16 protein-coding genes and 1 pseudogene are annotated in these 16,832 nt (G+C 70.0%); 1 reads left to right on the plus strand and 16 read right to left on the minus strand.

Features of this window, described 5'->3' with window-relative positions; genetic code table 11:
* Positions 1 to 64 precede the first annotated feature (64 nt).
* The 11 genes and pseudogenes from ABZ078_RS31665 to ABZ078_RS31715 all read right to left on the minus strand — a co-directional run.
* Positions 65 to 682: a hypothetical protein gene (locus ABZ078_RS31665; protein WP_356580943.1), complete on the minus strand. Its 618-nt coding sequence runs from the start codon at positions 680 to 682 to the stop codon at positions 65 to 67.
* An 89-nt stretch (positions 683 to 771) separates the two neighbouring features.
* Positions 772 to 1,050 (minus strand): hypothetical protein, encoded by a 279-nt coding sequence (locus ABZ078_RS31670; RefSeq protein WP_356580945.1) that lies wholly within the window; start codon positions 1,048 to 1,050, stop codon positions 772 to 774.
* 93 nt (positions 1,051 to 1,143) lie between these two features.
* On the minus strand, positions 1,144 to 2,067 hold the full coding sequence (locus tag ABZ078_RS31675) for a helix-turn-helix domain-containing protein (RefSeq protein ID WP_356580947.1): 924 nt from the start codon (positions 2,065 to 2,067) through the stop codon (positions 1,144 to 1,146).
* An 84-nt stretch (positions 2,068 to 2,151) separates the two neighbouring features.
* A complete protein-coding gene (locus ABZ078_RS31680) occupies positions 2,152 to 3,285 on the minus strand; it encodes a PD-(D/E)XK nuclease family protein (RefSeq protein ID WP_356580949.1) in 1,134 nt (377 codons plus the stop codon).
* Between the two features lie 72 nt (positions 3,286 to 3,357).
* Entirely contained in the window at positions 3,358 to 4,362 is a 1,005-nt protein-coding gene (gene bet, locus ABZ078_RS31685) for a phage recombination protein Bet (protein ID WP_356580951.1), read from the minus strand.
* A gap of 27 nt (positions 4,363 to 4,389) precedes the next feature.
* A complete protein-coding gene (locus ABZ078_RS31690) occupies positions 4,390 to 4,734 on the minus strand; it encodes a hypothetical protein (protein ID WP_356580953.1) in 345 nt (114 codons plus the stop codon).
* A gap of 110 nt (positions 4,735 to 4,844) precedes the next feature.
* Positions 4,845 to 5,048, minus strand: a complete 204-nt coding sequence (locus ABZ078_RS31695; protein WP_356580955.1) for a hypothetical protein — start codon at positions 5,046 to 5,048, stop codon at positions 4,845 to 4,847.
* An 89-nt stretch (positions 5,049 to 5,137) separates the two neighbouring features.
* Entirely contained in the window at positions 5,138 to 5,710 is a 573-nt protein-coding gene (locus ABZ078_RS31700) for a hypothetical protein (RefSeq protein ID WP_356580957.1), read from the minus strand.
* Between the two features lie 155 nt (positions 5,711 to 5,865).
* Positions 5,866 to 6,315 carry a hypothetical protein gene (locus tag ABZ078_RS31705; RefSeq protein ID WP_356580959.1) on the minus strand — a complete coding sequence of 150 codons (450 nt, stop codon included), beginning with the start codon at positions 6,313 to 6,315 and terminating at the stop codon, positions 5,866 to 5,868.
* Positions 6,316 to 6,397: 82 nt separating this feature from the next.
* Positions 6,398 to 6,643 (minus strand): hypothetical protein, encoded by a 246-nt coding sequence (locus ABZ078_RS31710; protein WP_356580961.1) that lies wholly within the window; start codon positions 6,641 to 6,643, stop codon positions 6,398 to 6,400.
* Positions 6,644 to 6,976: 333 nt separating this feature from the next.
* Positions 6,977 to 7,882: pseudogene (locus tag ABZ078_RS31715) on the minus strand (peptidoglycan-binding protein); the annotation flags it as partial.
* A 346-nt stretch (positions 7,883 to 8,228) separates the two neighbouring features.
* Between ABZ078_RS31715 and ABZ078_RS31720 the strand changes: the two are divergent.
* The gene (locus ABZ078_RS31720; protein ID WP_356580963.1) at positions 8,229 to 9,116 is read left to right on the plus strand and encodes a DUF6615 family protein; all 888 of its coding nucleotides are present in this window, start codon (positions 8,229 to 8,231) and stop codon (positions 9,114 to 9,116) included.
* Here the strand turns inward: ABZ078_RS31720 and ABZ078_RS31725 are convergent.
* The 5 genes from ABZ078_RS31725 to ABZ078_RS31745 are packed head-to-tail and all read right to left on the minus strand — an operon-like array spanning position 9,113 to position 16,827.
* Positions 9,113 to 9,556, minus strand: a complete 444-nt coding sequence (locus ABZ078_RS31725) for a hypothetical protein (RefSeq protein WP_356580965.1) — start codon at positions 9,554 to 9,556, stop codon at positions 9,113 to 9,115. The two genes, ABZ078_RS31720 and ABZ078_RS31725, sit on opposite strands and share 4 nt — an antisense overlap.
* A complete protein-coding gene (locus ABZ078_RS31730; RefSeq protein ID WP_356580967.1) occupies positions 9,557 to 10,666 on the minus strand; it encodes a hypothetical protein in 1,110 nt (369 codons plus the stop codon).
* The gene (locus ABZ078_RS31735) at positions 10,663 to 11,589 is read right to left on the minus strand and encodes a hypothetical protein (protein WP_356580969.1); all 927 of its coding nucleotides are present in this window, start codon (positions 11,587 to 11,589) and stop codon (positions 10,663 to 10,665) included. The genes ABZ078_RS31730 and ABZ078_RS31735 overlap by 4 nt, the downstream gene beginning before the upstream one ends.
* Before the next feature lie 13 nt (positions 11,590 to 11,602).
* Positions 11,603 to 12,559: a hypothetical protein gene (locus tag ABZ078_RS31740; RefSeq protein ID WP_356580971.1), complete on the minus strand. Its 957-nt coding sequence runs from the start codon at positions 12,557 to 12,559 to the stop codon at positions 11,603 to 11,605.
* Entirely contained in the window at positions 12,559 to 16,827 is a 4,269-nt protein-coding gene (locus ABZ078_RS31745) for a phage tail tape measure protein (RefSeq protein WP_356580973.1), read from the minus strand. The genes ABZ078_RS31740 and ABZ078_RS31745 overlap by 1 nt, the downstream gene beginning before the upstream one ends.
* Positions 16,828 to 16,832: the final 5 nt, after the last annotated feature.

Below are 16,832 nucleotides of genomic sequence, written 5' to 3' on the forward strand. Positions count from 1 at the left end.
ACACGATCAGCAGCCAGATCACCCGTCCGCACTCCCGGTGGGGCGCGGTGCGCGGCGCGGCCGATCAGTCATCGCTGCGGGTGACGCGGAGGGTGTAGATGTGCCCGACGCTCTCGAACAGCGCCAGCGGGTAGTCGCTCTCCGGCCGCTGCCACACGCGGCGGTAGCCCTCGTGGTCCATGAGTCGCTGCGACCACTCCCAGAACCGGGCGATGGCGGTCGCAGCGCCCTCGATCCCGGCGGTCTGGTTGTGGCTGGCGCCGTACGGCGCGGTGTGCGTGGCCGAGACGATCAGCCGGGGCGCGCGGCTGGGCACGTCGAGGGCGTCGACGCGCATCAGCAGCGGGATGAGGCTGTTGCCGTGGTGGCGCTGGGGGCCGTTGGGGGTGGAGTCGTACAGGACGGTGTGCTTGCTCGGGTCCTGTACGTCCTGCCGGATGGCACTCCAGCCGTCCACCTCGGTGGGGTCGGCGGGCAGGCTGTGCTCGGAGACGATGATCAACTCTGTGCCGTCTCGAAGGTCGGCGCGGATGTGGAACTCGCCGCCGCAGGTCTCGATGTCGGTGACCCAGCCCGCGTAGCGCAGCGGGGTGACGACGTGGCTGTAGCCGTGGAAGAGCCGCTGCCACAGCGGGTCGGTGGTGCGGTTGTGGTCGGGCAGAGCCGCGATCGTGGTGGTCATGTGCTGGTCTCCAAGAGGGTGTGCACGGCGGGCGCACAGAAAGCACGCCCGCCGTTGAAAAATGTCACCTATCTGAGGTGAAGCGGATGTCAGACGGTGGGCAGTTCGCTGCGGGCGAGGATCTGCACCGACCACATCCGGCCGCCGCGGGTGACGACGCAGCCGATCGCACGCCCCTCGTGGGGCAGGACGAAGCCGCTGCCGCCTTCCTCCTCACTCAGGTCGCTGACGAGCTCGCGGACGCCGTGTTCGGCGCACTCGGCCGAGCAGTAGACGTGGCCGCCGAGGCGCGGTGCGACCGGTTCGCCGTGGATCACTTCGGCGACCACGACGTAGGCGTCGGGGGCCGGGGTGAGTGTGTCGGTCAAGGTGGTCTCCAAGAGGTCGGTGAGTTCGGCGAGTTCCGAACTCGTACTTATATCTTAATGGCGTACACCGGGGCGTCAATGTTGCCGATCTTGTTAACGCCCCTGTCTTTGCCGGGAGTTAGCCGCCTGCTCGCGCCCCATTCGCGCCAGCTCTCGCACTCGTTGGCGGGCCATCTCCAGGGCTTGCGGGTCGGTCTGCGCAACACGCCGCTCCTGCTCAGCGAAGAACTGCCGTAGCCAGTCCTGCTGCTGGCGATGCTCGCGGTCGGCCGCTTCGCGCCGCGCCTGCTCTCTCCCGGCACGCGGGTTCGTCCCACACCCACGGCAGTTCGACACCGGCTCGGCGTGCTTCGGGCAGCCCGCCCGCTGCGGCTCTCCGTGTTCCGCCTCCGGCTCCCCTGCGGCGTCAGCCGTGGGGGTAGGGGGGTGAGGAAGAGAAGAGGAAGAAGGAGGAAGAGAAGGGGTTTCCCCAGGGGAACCCGCCCGGTTTCCCGAGGGCAACCCACTGGGTTTCCCCGGGGCAACCCTGCCCGGAGCGTCATCAGGGTTCCCCTGGGGCAACCCTGGCTCCGAAGCGGCCTCGGCGGTGGCCCGCGCCTCTTCCCGCGCGGCGACGTCCTGTTGGGTCCGGGCCGCCGCCGACGGCTTGCGGCGCGCGGTCTTGCGGGCCAGCCGGGGGTTGGTCGGGGCACGCTGCGCCGCCCGGCGCCGCTCGATCAGCTCCTCCGTCGACGGGATGGGCGGCACGCCGTGCGGGAACACCCGGTACTCGGCGCGGCGGCCAACACGGCCGACCGTGACCCGCTCGACCAGGCCGAGCCCGACGAGCTGGGTCACGACCGTGATGACCTGCTTCTCCCCCACGCCGGCCCAGGCCATCATCCGTTCCAGACCCGGCCGAGCCAGCCGGGTCTGGTCGTCGGCCGAATCCGCGATCTTCATGAGGACCAGCTTTTGCGTGGTGTTGATCACCTCCTTCGGCAGGTAGGCAGCGACCACCATCAGTTGGATGCTCACCGGCACCTCTCCGTGTTCCGTCCGGTTCCCGCCGCGCCGGGGCGGGGGCGGAGCACGCCGACCGCGCCCCCGCCGGATGCGCGATCAGGGCTTCTTGCGCGCGGTGACGCTGATGCTCACCGCGGTCCGCCGGTCGTGGTCGAGGCGCGTGGGCACAGGGATGCCCACCTCTTTCAGCGTCGCCTTCATGGCCGCCGCGTCCGGCGCCATCGGCACCTCCAGCCCTGCGCGGCGGTACAGCGCGACCATCGCCTCGACGTCATCGACCTTGGTCGGGTTGCCGCCGCTCCACTTCAGGACGTTGTCGCCGTAGACGCCGGGTTCGGAGCCTTCGAGCTGGGCGCGCAGGAACTTCTGCCGGTCCTTGAGCGGCTTGATCTGCTCGGAGACCTCGGCGTACTCGGCCAGCACCTTCGCACGGTCCTCGTCGTCGTGGATGAGCTGGCTCTGCGGGGAGCGCCCGGCGACGAGCGGCCCCCAGCACGCGGTACGGAACGGGCAGTGGTCGCAGATCGCGGAGATGCCCGGCCCCTGGAAGGTGCGCGGCAGCTCCTCCGGGGAGGCAGCGGCCCGCACCTGCTGAACCCACCAGCGGGCACGGCGGGCGCGCTCGGCCTCGTAGGCGATCTCCTGTACGTGGTCGTCGCCCGAGTCGCGGTTGATGAACCGGAAGCGGATCCGGGCGACCGGCACCGGCCCGAGGTGGGCGAGCTGCCGCTGGCCCCGGACGCTGGCGAAGCCTTCCGTGCCGAGCAGGTCGGCGTACAGGTACACCTGCCGTAGCTCGGCCTCGCTCGCGCCGTACCGCAGGACGCTGTCCCACTGGTACGTGCTCTTGGTCTTCACGTCCTCGACGGTCGTCTCCTCGGCCGGGAGCGTAGGGCGCAGCCGCTTCGGGAGCCGGGCGGCGGTGGCGCTATCGAGCTGGACGGCGTCGATGTGGCCCCGGACGGTCTGGTCCTCGACGCGGCGCTCGACGAGCCAGCCGTACTCCTCGCGGGCGGCCTCGAGTATCCCGGCGTGCAGCCAGGTCCCGAGGATCGCCTTCCGCTTCTCGCCGACGTCGGTCGGGGTGCGGCCGTGCAGGAGGTATCCGGCACGGCGTGCGCACACGGTGTCGCTGGCGCCGAGCTTGGTCTGCTGGGAGCGGGGACGGCGTGCGTCCGCCGCGTGAGCGGCGGGCCACAGGCTGACGGGCCGCTCTGGCGCGATGCCCATAGTGGTCACGGTGTTCTCCAAGAGGGTGGGGTGCCGCCCGCCGGCGCGGGCGGCACCCGGTGTCGTCAGAGGTCAGGAGGCGCGGCGGGGCGCGGCGGTCTGCTTTCGCGGTGCGCGCTTCGCCGGGGCCGGGGCCTCGTCAGACGGGGCGGACTCGGCGGAGGTCTCCGGCTTGGCCTTCGGGGCGGCGTTCTTCGCAGCTCGCGCCCGCTTCCTCGGCGCGGGCTTGTCCGTGCTCTGCTCCTGGTCCCCGGCCTGGGAGTTTTCGGCGGACTCGTCGTTCGCGTCGCCGTCCTTGTCGTCGCCTGCTTCCAGTCCGGCGGCCTCGCGCAGGCGTCGGGTCGCCTCTTCCGCCTCGCGGACGACGGCTTCGGCGTCGGCCCGCGCCATCTCCTCGTCCGCGTATACGCCGGACAGGTCCTGCGGTGCGGCCATGCGCAGTGCGCCGGCCTCGGCGCACTTGCGGAGCATGTGGGCGGGCATCTGCTGCCACATCTTCGCCACGACGTACGCGCCCTGCTTGCGGTCGTAGTACGTGGGGGCGAACTCGTCCCACTTGGCGATGAACGGGAAGCGCGCGGTGCCGCGTAGGACGGTGACCTTGATCGCGGCCGGGTACGCCTTGGACAGCCAGACGTCGTGGGCGTTGCCCTCGGAGTCGTAGTAGACGGTGTCCTCGTACGAGATGGACTCCCCGGCCTTGGCCGCCGCCCGGTGCGCGACGGTGCGGAAGCCGTCGATGCCGGTCTGGATGGTCCAGGTCTTCTCGGGCTCGTCGGGGTTGTCGGCGGCCTTCCAGTTGGTGCGGCCAATCATGTAGATCTGCCGCGCGAACGGGTCGAGGCCGCTGCGCACGCAGTAGTGGAAGAAGACGGCCAACTGCGCACGCGGTGCCTGCTCCAGCCCGGGACTGATCAGGGCCAGGGCGGCCACCTGACGTACGTCGAACTCCAGTTGGTCGGCGCGCAGGACGACGGCGGTCTGGGACACGCTGCGTTCGGGCAGTACCTCGGTGGTGGTCAGGGGCGGGGCGGTGGACGGAGCGTCGTCGCCCTGCTGCTCGGTCGGTTGGTTCATGGGTCGTTCGTCTCCAAGAGAGCTGGTTCAGTCGGTCCGCAGGGCGCGGACCTCGAAGGCGCCCGCCCACTCGGGGTGGCGCTCGATGAGCAGCCGGACGTACCGGCTGCGGAAGTTGTTGTTGAGGCGGAACTCGTCGCCCTCGGTCGCCGTGACGTAGCGCCAGCGCAGGACCTCGAAGAGCATCCCGATGCCGACTCGGCTCGCGCCGCGCTTCAGGTAGTCGGCGGTCAGGGCCTCCAGGGCACGCAGCACCCAGGGGTTGAGCTGGTGGAACGTCTCGAACTGGGCCTGGATCGACGCTGGCTGGTCGTCCGGCTGCCTCACGGTGTGGATGACCAGGCCCGGTATCTCGTCCTGGACGGCTGCCATACCCACCCCCTGGTGTGACTTCTTTCAAGAATGTCACCTATCTTGCGGGTCGGCGGACAGATGATCAACCCCACCGGCTACAGGCGCGACTTCACACGCTCAGCCCGAGGTCAGGCAGAGGTCCGCTCAGCCGCCTCCTCCATGCGCACCTCGCGAGCCTCGTTGGCCGCCGACGCAGCCCGCAGGGCATCGATGGCAACGTTGGACTCGGGGTGCTTGAGCACGTAGAGCGAGAGGGCCCCTTCGACGACCAGGGCCTCACGGGCATCCATGACCGCGATCTCGTCGCCGCCCGGTGTGGCGATGAACTGCACTACTGCCTCCTTGGTGAACTGCGACCCCCATAACGGGGATTACTTATATCTTAATTGCAGTTCGAGGCTAAGTACAGTGTTTGCGCAGGTCAGAGGGCCTTTCGGGCGTGGCGGCCTCGGGTCAGTACGCGACTGCCGGGCCCGTCATACGTGCCGTCGCGCAGCGCGGAGACGACCACTTCGTCCACGTCCCAGGGCAGGCCCCGCGCGCTCTCGCGGAGCTTCGGGACAGCATCGAGGACGGTGTCCAGCATCCAGAGCATCGACCCGGACAGCAGCCAGTCGTGCTCCGGAAACCGCCCAGTCGCGATGGTCGTCGCCAAGTTGCCCTGCGCGGGCAGATGGAACAGCTCGATGATCTCCTGCTGGCCGACGATCGGTGGCAGCTCATCCCCCAGATCCGGCTCCCAGCCCTCGCCCTGCTCCGCGATGATCCGCGCCTTCACGTCCAGGTCGACCTGGCGGAACCGCGCCGTGGTCGCTCCCCACCGGGCAGCGAAGCCGAGCGGCCAATACCGCACCCCACTGACGATGATGGCGGTCTCCGGATCCAGCACGCTGCCGCGGCTCGGCGCCAGCCACTGCGCGACCTGCTTCGGATCGACGCGGTACAGCGCGGCGAACTCCTGGTGCCCGACCAGATACGGCTTGCCCCGACTCATCCCCGTCCTCCGGTGTCTGCCCTGGTGCAGAGGGCAGCGTAGCCGTACGGGCACGCCGGCGTACGCGGCGGTCGCTGCTATGGTGGCGGCGGTCTTTTCTCCAAGAGGCCAAACGGCCCCCGCCTCGGCGGGGGCCGTGTGCGTTGCCGCGCGCTCTACGCGCTCTTGCCCTCGGGATGGTCGGCGGTGGAGCTGAGCCGGGTCGAGCCCTGCTCCTTCCTCTGTCGCGTGAACCGCAGGGCGTGGATGGTGCGCCCGCCGGTCACCTTGCGGAAGGCGGTCGCCACCTCGGCCTTGGTCAGCCGCCGCCCTCCGAGCGTGAACAGCGGTCCGTCCGTACGGGCCCCGATCAGCTCGCGCAGCGCGTTGGCCGCCGACACGGTGATCCCGGCCTCGTAGACGCCGGCCTCCTTCGCATGACGGATGACGACCAGACGGTCATCCAGCTCCGCGTCCGGCACGACGAACGCCAGGACCTCGTCCAGCCGGACCTCCAACTCCCAGAGCAGCTGCCACACCGCGCGGATGGCGGCCGGGACCGCCGGGTTCGCGAGCGCGGTGTCCACCTCCAGGTCGGTGACGAGCAGGCTTGTCGTATCCATCATGACCCCCAGGCCGCAGGAACAAGTGCGCCCTCACGCTATGCGCGCTGTCGGACAACACCGCTTGACAGCAGGGGCGTTCGTCTCAGCCGCGGGCCAGGCTGAAGGCGGTGAGCACCACCGCGGTGATGCTGGCCAGTACGGCGACGGTCGGCAGCGGCCACCTGGTCTTCTCCAGCGCGCTCACCCTTTCCTCCAAGTCCTCCAGGGCCTTGTCCGCTTGGTCGCTGCGCTGGACGAGCAGCGCCAACTGTCCGTCGATGCGCGCGAATCCGACCTCCAGCGCCTGGCGCAGCTCCGCCAGGGCGAGCGCGACCTGTCCCTCGGGCACGGTCTTTCCTCCTCTTCTCTCGCGGCCCGGCGGTCAGTGCTTGGGCGTGGCCGGGTCGCGCTTGAGCGGGAGCCACGAGGCTGTTCCGGGCCTGCCCAGGACGGTGCCGAGGGTGGACTTCAGCGCGCTGAGCGCGGCGGGTATCGAGGAGACCGCGGCGGCCTGCCACGCCGACAGGGACACCATGTCCGTCGTGCTGGAGGCCGCCATCAGGCCCAGCAGCGCCTGGAGGTACGTGGCGATCGTGCGCTCAGCAACATCGGCGAGGGCCTGCGGCATCGGGTCGTGCTCCTGGTTCGGCGGGGTGGGGGTCGGGTCGGCGGCACCGGCCTGGTGCGGGACTCGCAGGTCCGCCCAGGTCTGCGGGCCGGGAATGCCGTCGGCGTCAGCGCCGTGGTGGCCGCGCTTAATCTGGTAGGCCGCGTAGGAGCGGCGGTGCGCGTCGTTCCACACGGGGCCGGGCGGCGTGTCGTAGGAGTCGCAGCCCTCGGCAATCAGCCGCTTCGCCATCGCGGCGATTACTGGGGACGAGCGCCCCTCGCGGAAGAACTGCTTGCCTGGGTACGCCGCGTACTTCGGTGTCGGCTTCGGCTTGGGCTTGGGGTCCGGTTTGGGCTTCGGCATGGGGTCGGGCTTCGGCTTACCGCCGTCATTAAGGTGCCGGGCGACCCGGGCGCGGAAGTCGTCCATGTCGATACCGCCCGGATCCGGCTTCCCTGGCCGCCACTCCTTGTGGCCGATGACGGAGTGCTCGTTCCATCCATGTGCGCGGCAGATGGCCGCGGCCGCACGCGCCATCGCGTCGAGCTGTGCCACCGGCCACGGCTGGCTCCCGGCGTTGATGCACTCGAAGCCGTAGAAGTGCCGGTTGCCGTCGGTGTCCGCTTCGTTGTCGCGCGGCAGGTCCGCCTTCTCGGTGATGACCGCGAGCAGGACGTCTGTGTCCCCCATGCCGGCGTGGTTGGTCCGGCCGTAGCCGACCAGGTGGATCGTCCCGGACCGGTCGATGACGCCATGGCAGAGGGGCCCTGGAAGATCCTGGTAGCCGACGCGGCACAGCTCCACCATGTCCTTCTCGGAGCTGTATGGCCCGGTGTGGTGGATCATGACCCCGTTCGCGGGGCCCCAGTTGCCGTGGGTGTTCCGGTTGTGGGTGCGCCATTTGCCGTGCTCGACCACGCCGAGCCCGGCGCCCTTCAGCACGGACAGAAACCTGTCGGCGCTCAGCGGTGTAGCCACGCGCTTCGTCCTTCTCCCCTGCGCCGGATGGCAGTCGGCCGTGGCCGCCGCGGCGGTCCGGTCCCTCGGGAGATCGAAGCTGGATGGAGGGTCACCCCGCCCACATGGTACCCAGCCGCACCTCGGGCGTAGCCCGCTAGCCTTTGCTCCGCGCATCACTTGCACCGGGAGGGGACCAATGTTGTGCTGCGGGCATCAGATCGACCAGCAGTTCCGTTATTGCCCGTACTGCGGAACACCGCTTGACGGGTCCACCAAGTCCCTATCAGCGCAAGGCTCGGCGCCTCCCGGCTCCCTGTGTCGCACGCTTCGCGACTGCGCGAAGGAGACATTCGAGGACCTCGCGATGGACCACGTCCATGGCTCTCCCGCGAGCGAGGAGGAATTCACCAAGAAGAATCTGCGGAGATTTCACCGACTGCACAAAGACCGCGTGCAGATCCAGGAGTTCCATCGACCCGAAGAGGCTCAGAACGGTGCCGACTGGGAATGGTGGTTCTACTCCGGTACACGGGGATTCGGCATGCGGGTACAAGCAAAGCGCATGAAACGTGGCGGCAGCTATCAGTTGAAGTACACCGTAAGAGGCCGCCTGCAAAGCGATCTACTCGTGGAAGACGCGCAAGCGTCGGGTTGCCTGCCCGCCTACGTGTTCTACAACCACCGAAACTGGACCCCCTACTCCACAGGCCACGCCGTCTTCGACTGCCCTCACGGTTCCGGCGAGCAGGCCCATCTCGGTTGCACCATCGTCTCCGCCCACACAGTGAGAGCTGCAATTCTTGATCCCACGTTGGGGCCAAGGTACGCCAGACAGCAGAGCATGCCGTGGCACACGATCCTTTGCGACGAGTCAGATCGAAACCGGGCCGAACTGGAGGATACCCATGCGGTAGTCAACTTCATGCACCGAGCTGGTCTCGCCCACTTAGCATGGGCTGAAACCTCTGTCGTTCTCAGGGCCGAACGGTCTGAAAACGACACGGGCAAGGGTGACAAGCGGCCATCTGCGTCAGGCGACCACGCCGAGGTTCCGGCAGTGACTCAACCGGCACCCCTGGTCGATTCCTATGCCTTGCCTAGCGGTGTCTCTCGGCGCCTGGCCCTGCGGAACGCCAACGATCAGCCGCTCCCCGCATTGCCTGAACGTGTTGTTGCCATGATCGCGGGACGTGACGTCCGGCCCCCCGACCCTCGGCTCATGATGTCGGTGGTGATCGATCTGGCGAACTAGTCGCCCTCGTCGGCGCTATCGGTGCGGCACATACACCCATCGAGACTGATCCAGGACGCAGGAACACTGCCTCCACCTTGGACACGCAAACGCACCAGACCCCTTGGGTCGATGTCGAGCTGGAGGCTGCGGCGTGCCGCGTCGGAGGCGACATCGACCGTGCGCGGCGCTTCCGGCCAGTACCCCTCGGGCAGCAGCGCGACCAGCTGCTCGTCGGCGGCCCGGCCGCCCGCCAGTCCGATCCGGCCGCAGAACTCGGTCGTGTCCCAGGGGTTGGCCCGGAACTGCGGCGGCTGCTCCTCGTCCGGGACGGTGGTGTCGCCGGTCAGTGGGAGGTCGCGCCACTCCGGGTACGGCGCGCGGCGGGCGCGTTCCAGGGTGACGACGCGCTTCTCCAGCTTGGCCAGTCGGCGGCCGAGGTCGGCGATCGTGTCCGGCACCTACTGCTCCTCTCCCTCGCCCGTCTCGTCCTCGGGCTTGTTGGTGCGCTCCAGCTTCAGCGTCACGCGCTCGGCCGCCTCGCCCTCGCCGGGGCGTACCGTCCAGCCGACGATCCGGCACCAACCGTCGAACTCGGTGTGCGGCTCGAACAGGCGGATACGTACGTCGTCGCCGATGCGCAGCGCGTGGATCGGGGCCGCCGGGTGGTCGATGACCTCCAGCTCGGTCAGCGAGGGCAGGACCTGGCGGGCCAGCCGTTCGCGGCGGGCCCGCTGCTTCAGCTTCGCCTCGTTCCTCTCGCTCGTCTCCAGCCGGTGTTCCAGGCGCAGGCGCCCGTTGCGTGCGCCGTCCACGACGACCTTGCGCTGCTTGCCCTCGCCCGCCCCGAGCCCGATGACCCACTGGGCGTAGGAGTCGGCGTCCTTGATGACGTGCGGGGTGCCGACCACGTTGGCGCCGGTGGTAAACGTCAGGTCCTCACGGCGTCGGCCAAGGCGCGGCGCACCGAGGATGATGCGGCGCTCGGCGCGGCGCCCGCGCCAGGCCACGGTCTCCGACCACTCCAGGCCGTCATCGATCTCGGCCATCTCGTCCACCATCTCGCCGAGGTTGCGCGGGTCCGTCTTGGAGGTGGAGTACGGGTCCTTCGCGGTGCCGGTCTTCGCCTTCGACTTCGTGTCGTCCACGACCACGCCAAGGTCGCCGTCCGGCTGGGCCTGCGCGTAGGCCCACACATCGCGGATCACGTCGCACGGGTCCGCTTCGATGTATGGGCCGCGGCCGTCGAGGTTGCCGTGTAGGTCGAAGCGGCGGTGGAGGTAGCTCGTGAACCCGGAGGCTTCGACGGGCAGGGTGTTGCCCTCTGGTTCGGCGCGCCAGAGCAGCCCGCCCCAGTCGAGGCGGGCGTTGCGCTCGACGAGGAGCACCGTGTCGCCGGCGTCGAGCGCGTCGCCGAGGGAGCGGCGGAACGCCGTCGGCAAGGTCGCCTTCAGCGAGCCGGGCCCGGATATCTCCGGGCCGTACTCGACTTCGCTCAGCGGCAGGTTCCAGTGCAGAACGTCACCGGTCGCGGCCCGCGCGACGATGTAGCGGTAGTCGGCCATCGTCACGCAGGCCCTTCCGTGAACGCGACGTCGAGCGTGACCGTGGTGCCCTTGGCCACGCTCAAGTCGCCGTCGCCGTACTTGTCGTTCTGGTTGATCTCGACGGCCAGGTGCTGGCGGGTGCCCCGGTAGGCGGGCGGCACGGCGAGCGTGTCGGCCAGGGTCACGGAGGAGCGGCGGGTGGTGGTGCCGTCGTCGTCCACGACGGTCGGCTTCGCGGCGCGCTCTCCGAGCCGGGTGCGCAGCTCGGCGTACACGGAGCCCGCCTCGGCGCGCAGGCCGGAGAGCGTGACGACGACGGTGGCCGTCGTCGCCCAGGCCGGGACGTCAAGATCCCAGGCGGCCTCCTTGGGCCAGGCCGCCCACTTTCCGTGCTTGCCGGGCACCTCCTCCGTCGCGGTCGGGTGCACGGTACGCAGGGTGCGCTCGGCGCGCGGGTTCGCGATCTGCCGCAGGTCCGTGATCATGTCGGCGGTGATCGCCGCCGTGTTGCGCGGCAGGGTGATGCGGGCCAGGGCGATCCCGGTCATGCCCTCGGGCACGGTGGCGGCGTCGCGGGCCACGCCCTTGACGACGTGGAAGTAGCCGATCTCCTGCGTGCGGGGATCGCGTTCACCCTCCCACTCCGGGTCCTCAATCCGCAGAACGATCAGGTCGGTGCGGGCGAACGGGCCGGTCGGGTCCACGTCGACCCGCGCGTCACCGATGTTGCTCTGGGTGTAGGCCCCCTGCCACGGGCGGGCGCCGTGGATGAGGGCAGAGCCGTCACCGACACGGACGCCGGGGCCGGGAGTCTCCAGCGGACGGACCTTCAGGTCCTCGCTCTCCGCGACGCCCTGCCGGCCGCGGGCGAGATCGCGGATCATCAGGCGCATCGCGCGGGCGGAGTGGTCGGCCCCGCGCACCATCATCGGGGGTTGCAGCGTCACGAATGCTCTCCGTTCACAGGGTGGTGTACGCGGACCGCCACGCGACCTCGAGGCGCGCGGTGCAGGACGGGTCGGTCGCGCTCCAGGCGATCTCGGACCGTCCGGGCGGGAGGGTGAACAGGTCGAGACGGGATGCGGGGCTGAGGTCGTTGGCGACGTTGACGGTGCCGTTGCGCAGGGCCCAGCAGGTGCCGGGCCGGGTCTCCAGCTCCACCCATTCGCCGTCGCGCAGCGAGAGGTCGAGTTCGAGGACGCGGCGGGTGACGGTGTTCCAGATGCGTGGGTTGGTGACGGGGCCGTGCACGCGCAGGCTCGGGTAGGTCGGCACGTCGCCGTGGTTGGTGACCCAGCCGGGGCGGTCGTCGGCCAGGTGGTGGTGCGGGTCGGCCGGGCGGCGGCACGCGGCAGGACGGCCCATTGCCTCGTCGACGGTGCGGTCCCCGGTCCCGGGGCGGGCGGCCTGGTCCAGGCCGAGCGTCAGCTTCGACAGCTCGTCGTCGTACCAGCGGGGGTTGTCCAGGCCGACGAATTCGATGTCGAGGGGTATCCACCCGTGCACGGCGTTGGCCGTGCTGGTGGCTTCCATCCGCCGAAGTCGCCCGTACATGCGGCGCGTTGCATGCCCGGGCCACCGGCCCCGCAGGACGTGACGGCCGTCCGGATTGGTACGGGCGTCGGGAGTGTCCAGGGCCCGTTCCAGCCGGGCGAGGATCTCGGCGGCCTTCACCGGGTCGCCGGGCGTCTTGATGCCCGCCTCGAAGCGCAGGGGGCGCGGACCGTAGAAGTCACGGCCCGGTGAGGTGCCGTCGCTGTTGGAGTTGTCGGCGTCCTGCGGCCTGGTGCCGGGTGATCCGAGCCCTTCGACGTTCCCGACGGGGACGTAGCTGCCGGTGCCGAGGACGACGCCGCCGATCTCGTACTGCCACGGGGCGAGTTCGGGGCAGTCGTGCTTGTTCAGTGCTGTGGTCATCACACTCTCCCGCCCCGCTGCGCGTTGCGCAGGGTGCGCATCATCTCGTTGCCGATCTGCTCGGGGGTGGCGGAGCTGTCGGTGACGGTGACCGGCATGGTGCCGATCAGCGGCTGCTGTTCGCGCACGACGACTACTTGGACCCGGCCGCCGGCGCGGGCGTCCACCACGCGGGTGCGGGCCCGGTCGCTGCTGGTGCGGAGGTCGAAGGAGCGCACGACGCCCGCCATCGCCGCGACGCTGCGGGCCTGCTTGAAGCTGCTGGCGAGCATCGGGTTGTAGTCGCGGCTGCGGCGGCCTCGTACGCCGCCGTTGGCGTACCACTCGACCTGGCCGCCGAACCGGTCGACCACGGTCTCCACGATCGCCTTGCTCCGGTCGCGCTTCGAGGCGGCCAGCGGCACGTACGCTTCCCCGCCGGTCTCGGGCTCACCCCAGATGCGCCAGCTCCCCGCCGGGGCGATCTGAGCGACGTGCCGCTCCCGGCGCGGGCCGCCGGTGACGCCGCCGTCCGCGAAGTAGTCCACGACCGCGCCATCGGCGTGCTTCTTGGCGGCACGGGCCTGAGCCTCGGCCTGTCGCCGGATTGCGTCCGCAACGTTGGTGTTCTGCTCGGCGAGCTCGCTGAAGACCGAGACGTGCTGGGTGGTGACCGTGACCTCCTTGCCGCGCAGGGCGTTGATGCGCTGCTGGATGGAGTCGGCCGCCTTGCGCGGACCCCCAGTGGGCACGGTGACCCTCACGTTCTTCGAGCCGGGCACCTTCTCGATCCGGAACCCCAGCGCCTGCAGCTGCTTGCGGGCCTCGGCCGTCGGCGCGCGCACGATGACCGACTTCGCGCTGGGCGTCGCCCGGATCTTCGCCTGCACCGCCTCAAGGCTCTTGATCGCCGCGGCGGTCGGCGCCGACACCTTCACGTTCTTCGAGTTCGGGGTCTGTCCGAGCTTGTCGATCAGCACGTCCAGGTTCTTGCGGGCGCCCGCCGTCGGCGCGGTGATCTTGATCTGCCGCGTGCCTGGCACCGTCTTGACGGTGAAGCCGAGGCTGCGCAGTTTCTTCTGCGCGCCGTCGCTCAGCGAGTCGACCTTGATCGTCTTCTGCTTCGGCAGCCGGTGGAACTCGGCCTGCACCGCGATCAGGTTCGCGAGCGTGCTGTCCATACCCTTGGTCTGGAGCAGCAGCGACACCTTCGACGGCAGGAGGCCGAGGCTGTCGGCGACGCCCTCGGCCTGGGCCTTGGTCAGCCCGTAGCTGCGGGCAGCCTTGATCGCCTCAGCCCGCGCCCGGCTCATCTCCCCACGGGCCTTCGCCAGCGCCGCGGGCAGCGACTCCCCATTACGGATGGCCAAGTCGTACGTCGCCAAGGAGGCATCGGCTGCCGCGTCGGACAGGGCGGTGAGCTGGGTGTAGAGCTGCTGCCCGTTCCGCGTGGTGGTGTTGAGGGTCTTGTCCTGGTTGACCAGTTGCCTACCGCCATACCCCTGCTCCCGATTGACGCCCTTGCTGCCCTCCTGAAGGTCGAGCACAGCGGAATTGACCTTCGCCTTCGCCGCCTGCAGAGAGATCTGGCCGCCGGACAGCAGGTCGAGGGCGCTCTTGAGCGAGCGCGTGCGGGTGTCGGCGTCGGCCGTCTCGTCCGCCAGCCCGCCGACGGCGGCCTTGAGCCGGTCGTAGGCGGAGGTGCCGTCCCCCGCGCCCTTCGCCGCCTTAGCCAGCTCCCGGGCGTTCTTGACCGACTCGGCCATCTCGCCCTTGACGCTGCCGAGAGCGTCCGCGGCGTCCTTGTACTGCTGGCCGACATCCGAGTAGTCCCGGACTGACGCCTTGCCGGCCGCAACGTCCTTCCAGACCTTGTGCTTGTCGGCGGTCGCCTGGAGCTGCTTCTGCAGCGTCTCCAGCGAGGTGCCCTGCCCGAGGTACGCGTCCGTCAGGGTCGCGAGCGGGACGCCGGCCTGGTCCATAACCTTGGTGAGCTGGCCCTGGCTGGTCTTGGTGTCCAGCAGGATCTGGGCGGCCTGCTGCCGCACGTTGCTGTCGATCTGCCCGCCGGACTCGCGCAGGGCCGAGGTAAGTGAGGAGATGCGCTGCTGGTGCTCGGCCGCTGCCTGCGCGGCCTTCTGCTGGCGGGTCGCGAGCAGGCCCAGGCCGACGGAGACACCGGCCATGGCGATCCCGAACGGACCGCCGAGCGCGTTGGTGACGCCGCCGACCGCGGAGCGCAGCCCGGAACCGGCCGCACGGCCGATGCCGTTCAGCGTGCCCATGAAGGTGACTCCGGCGCCGTTCGCGCTGCGGAACGCCGCCGTCATGTTGCCGAGGAAGCCGACGCGCGCCTGCACCGCGGCCCAGGCTGCGCCGTACCGGGACAGCGACACTCCGGCGGAGGCCGCGAGCGCCTGCTGGACCCGCATCTGCTGGGCGAAGCCCTGGAACCCTCTGCGGATCGGGCCGGTGACGGTGTTGGCGACGTTGGTCAGGCTCGGCTGGACACGGCGGAACAGCAGCATGGCCAGGGCAGCCGACTGGATCGGGCCGGGCAGGGCACCGAAGGCGGTGACGAGACCGCCCACAATGTGCCCGATCGGCATGAGGACGAGGGACAGGCCCGAGACCGCGTCCATCGCCGCGTTGGCGACGGTGGCGATGATGTCGAGCGTGCCGGCCGCCGCGCCGCCCTCCTCACCGAGGTCGGCCACGGCGGACACGATGGGCTCCGCGCCGTCGGCCGCGTTGTCCAGGACCTGGCCCAGGGTCTGGGCGGCGTTGATCAGCAGGTTCAGGCCGGTGGCAAGGGCGTCCTCGCCCAGCTCCTTGAGCGGCCCGACGAACCGTTTCGCCTCATCGACCAGGCCGCCAAGCCCCTCCTGGGTCTTGGCCTTCAGGTCCGGGCCGTACAGCACGGCGAGGTTGCGGCCGTACTCCAGCGCGGTGGTCAGGTACGGGGTCGCTCCTGACAGTCCGCGGGTCAGCAGCCGCGTAACCCACTCCAGTCCCGGTGCCATGCCCTCGTACAGCGCGAGCCCGGTCTGCCGCGCCTGGGTGCGCAGCTGCACCATCGCGCCGGACAGGCCCTGCCCGCGCGAGGCCGTGATGGACGCGGCAGCACCCGTCTGCCGCACGGCCATCGACAGGTCGTCGAAGGACTCGGTGCCCTGATGCGCGAGCGCCACCGCACCGCTGAGCGCGGGCTTGCCGAACGCCCTGGTGACGCCTGCCGCGAAGTCCTTCTGCGACATGTCGTGTTCAGCCTTGGCCAAACCGTCGATCACGACGCGCAGCCCGCGGAACTGCCCCTGGGCGTCCCAGGCGTCGATGCCCAGTTCCTTGAGCGCGGTGCGCATCTTCGGGGTGGGCGCGGCGAGGTTCGCGAAGATCCCTCGCAGGCTGGTGCCCGCCGTCTGCCCGAGGATGCCGGCCTTGCCGAGCATGCCGACCGCGGCCGCGGTGTCCTCCAGGGAGACGCCGAGGGCGTTGGCGACGGGTCCGGCGTACCGCATCGAGTAGTAGATGTCGGTGATCGAGCCGGACGCGGAGTTCGCCGTGGCGGCCAGGGTGTCCGACGCCTTGGCTGCCTGATCAGCACCGAGGCCGTACTGATCCATGATGTCGCCCAAATACTTGGCCGATGTGGCGGCGTTGACGTCGGCCGCCGCAGCGAGCTGGAGTGAGGCGCGTACGGCGTCGATCGACTGATCGGCGCGGAAACCGGCCTTGCTCAGCTCGACCATGCCTTCCGCCGCATCCGCCGCGGTCGAGCCCGGAAGGTTCAGGTCGTTGCCGAGTTCCTGCGCGACGACGGCGGCGCGCTTCATCTGCGCGGTGGTGGCGTTGGTCACCGCGCGGAAGAGGTTCATCTGCCGCTGGTAGCGGTTGCCCTCCTCGACCATCTCGCCCGCGCCGAGCAGCAGGCTGCCGCCCGCGAGCATGTTGGTGGTGGAGATGCCTCCTCTGCCTGCGCCGGCCACGGCGCGTTGGAGGCGGGACATGGAGCGGGCTCCGTCGTCCCCAGCTGCTCGAAGGCTGACACGAGCCGCCCCGGCGCGGGCAGCGATCCGGTTCAGCTCGCCGACGGCCGCGCGGGAGGAACGGTTCAGCGCAGCGAACTGCGCAGCGAGCCGGGCCCCGTTGGCGTCCAGCCGTGCCAGGGACCGGTTCGCCGCGTCGGTGCGCTCCCCTAGGGTCCGCATCTGTGCGGAGGCAGCACGGGTTCCCGCGATCAGGTCGCGGACCTCGGCGCGCATCGCGACCGTGAGGGTGAACCCGGCCACCGCGG

It is taken from the genome of Streptomyces sp. NPDC006385 (assembly GCF_040612485.1).
In the GTDB taxonomy this organism is placed as follows: domain Bacteria; phylum Actinomycetota; class Actinomycetes; order Streptomycetales; family Streptomycetaceae; genus Streptomyces.

What these genes read in the sequence shown, in the direction of transcription:
- ABZ078_RS31700 (WP_356580957.1), bottom strand. Translation starts at nt 5,710, where the DNA reads ATGAGTCGGGGCAAGCCGTATCTGGTCGGGCACCAGGAGTTCGCCGCG.
- ABZ078_RS31690 (WP_356580953.1), bottom strand. Translation starts at nt 4,734, where the DNA reads ATGGCAGCCGTCCAGGACGAGATACCGGGCCTGGTCATCCACACCGTG.
- bet (WP_356580951.1), bottom strand. Translation starts at nt 4,362, where the DNA reads ATGAACCAACCGACCGAGCAGCAGGGCGACGACGCTCCGTCCACCGCC.
- ABZ078_RS31680 (WP_356580949.1), bottom strand. Translation starts at nt 3,285, where the DNA reads ATGGGCATCGCGCCAGAGCGGCCCGTCAGCCTGTGGCCCGCCGCTCAC.
- ABZ078_RS31740 (WP_356580971.1), bottom strand. Translation starts at nt 12,559, where the DNA reads ATGACCACAGCACTGAACAAGCACGACTGCCCCGAACTCGCCCCGTGG.
- ABZ078_RS31705 (WP_356580959.1), bottom strand. Translation starts at nt 6,315, where the DNA reads ATGATGGATACGACAAGCCTGCTCGTCACCGACCTGGAGGTGGACACC.
- ABZ078_RS31720 (WP_356580963.1), top strand. Translation starts at nt 8,229, where the DNA reads ATGGACCACGTCCATGGCTCTCCCGCGAGCGAGGAGGAATTCACCAAG.
- ABZ078_RS31665 (WP_356580943.1), bottom strand. Translation starts at nt 682, where the DNA reads ATGACCACCACGATCGCGGCTCTGCCCGACCACAACCGCACCACCGAC.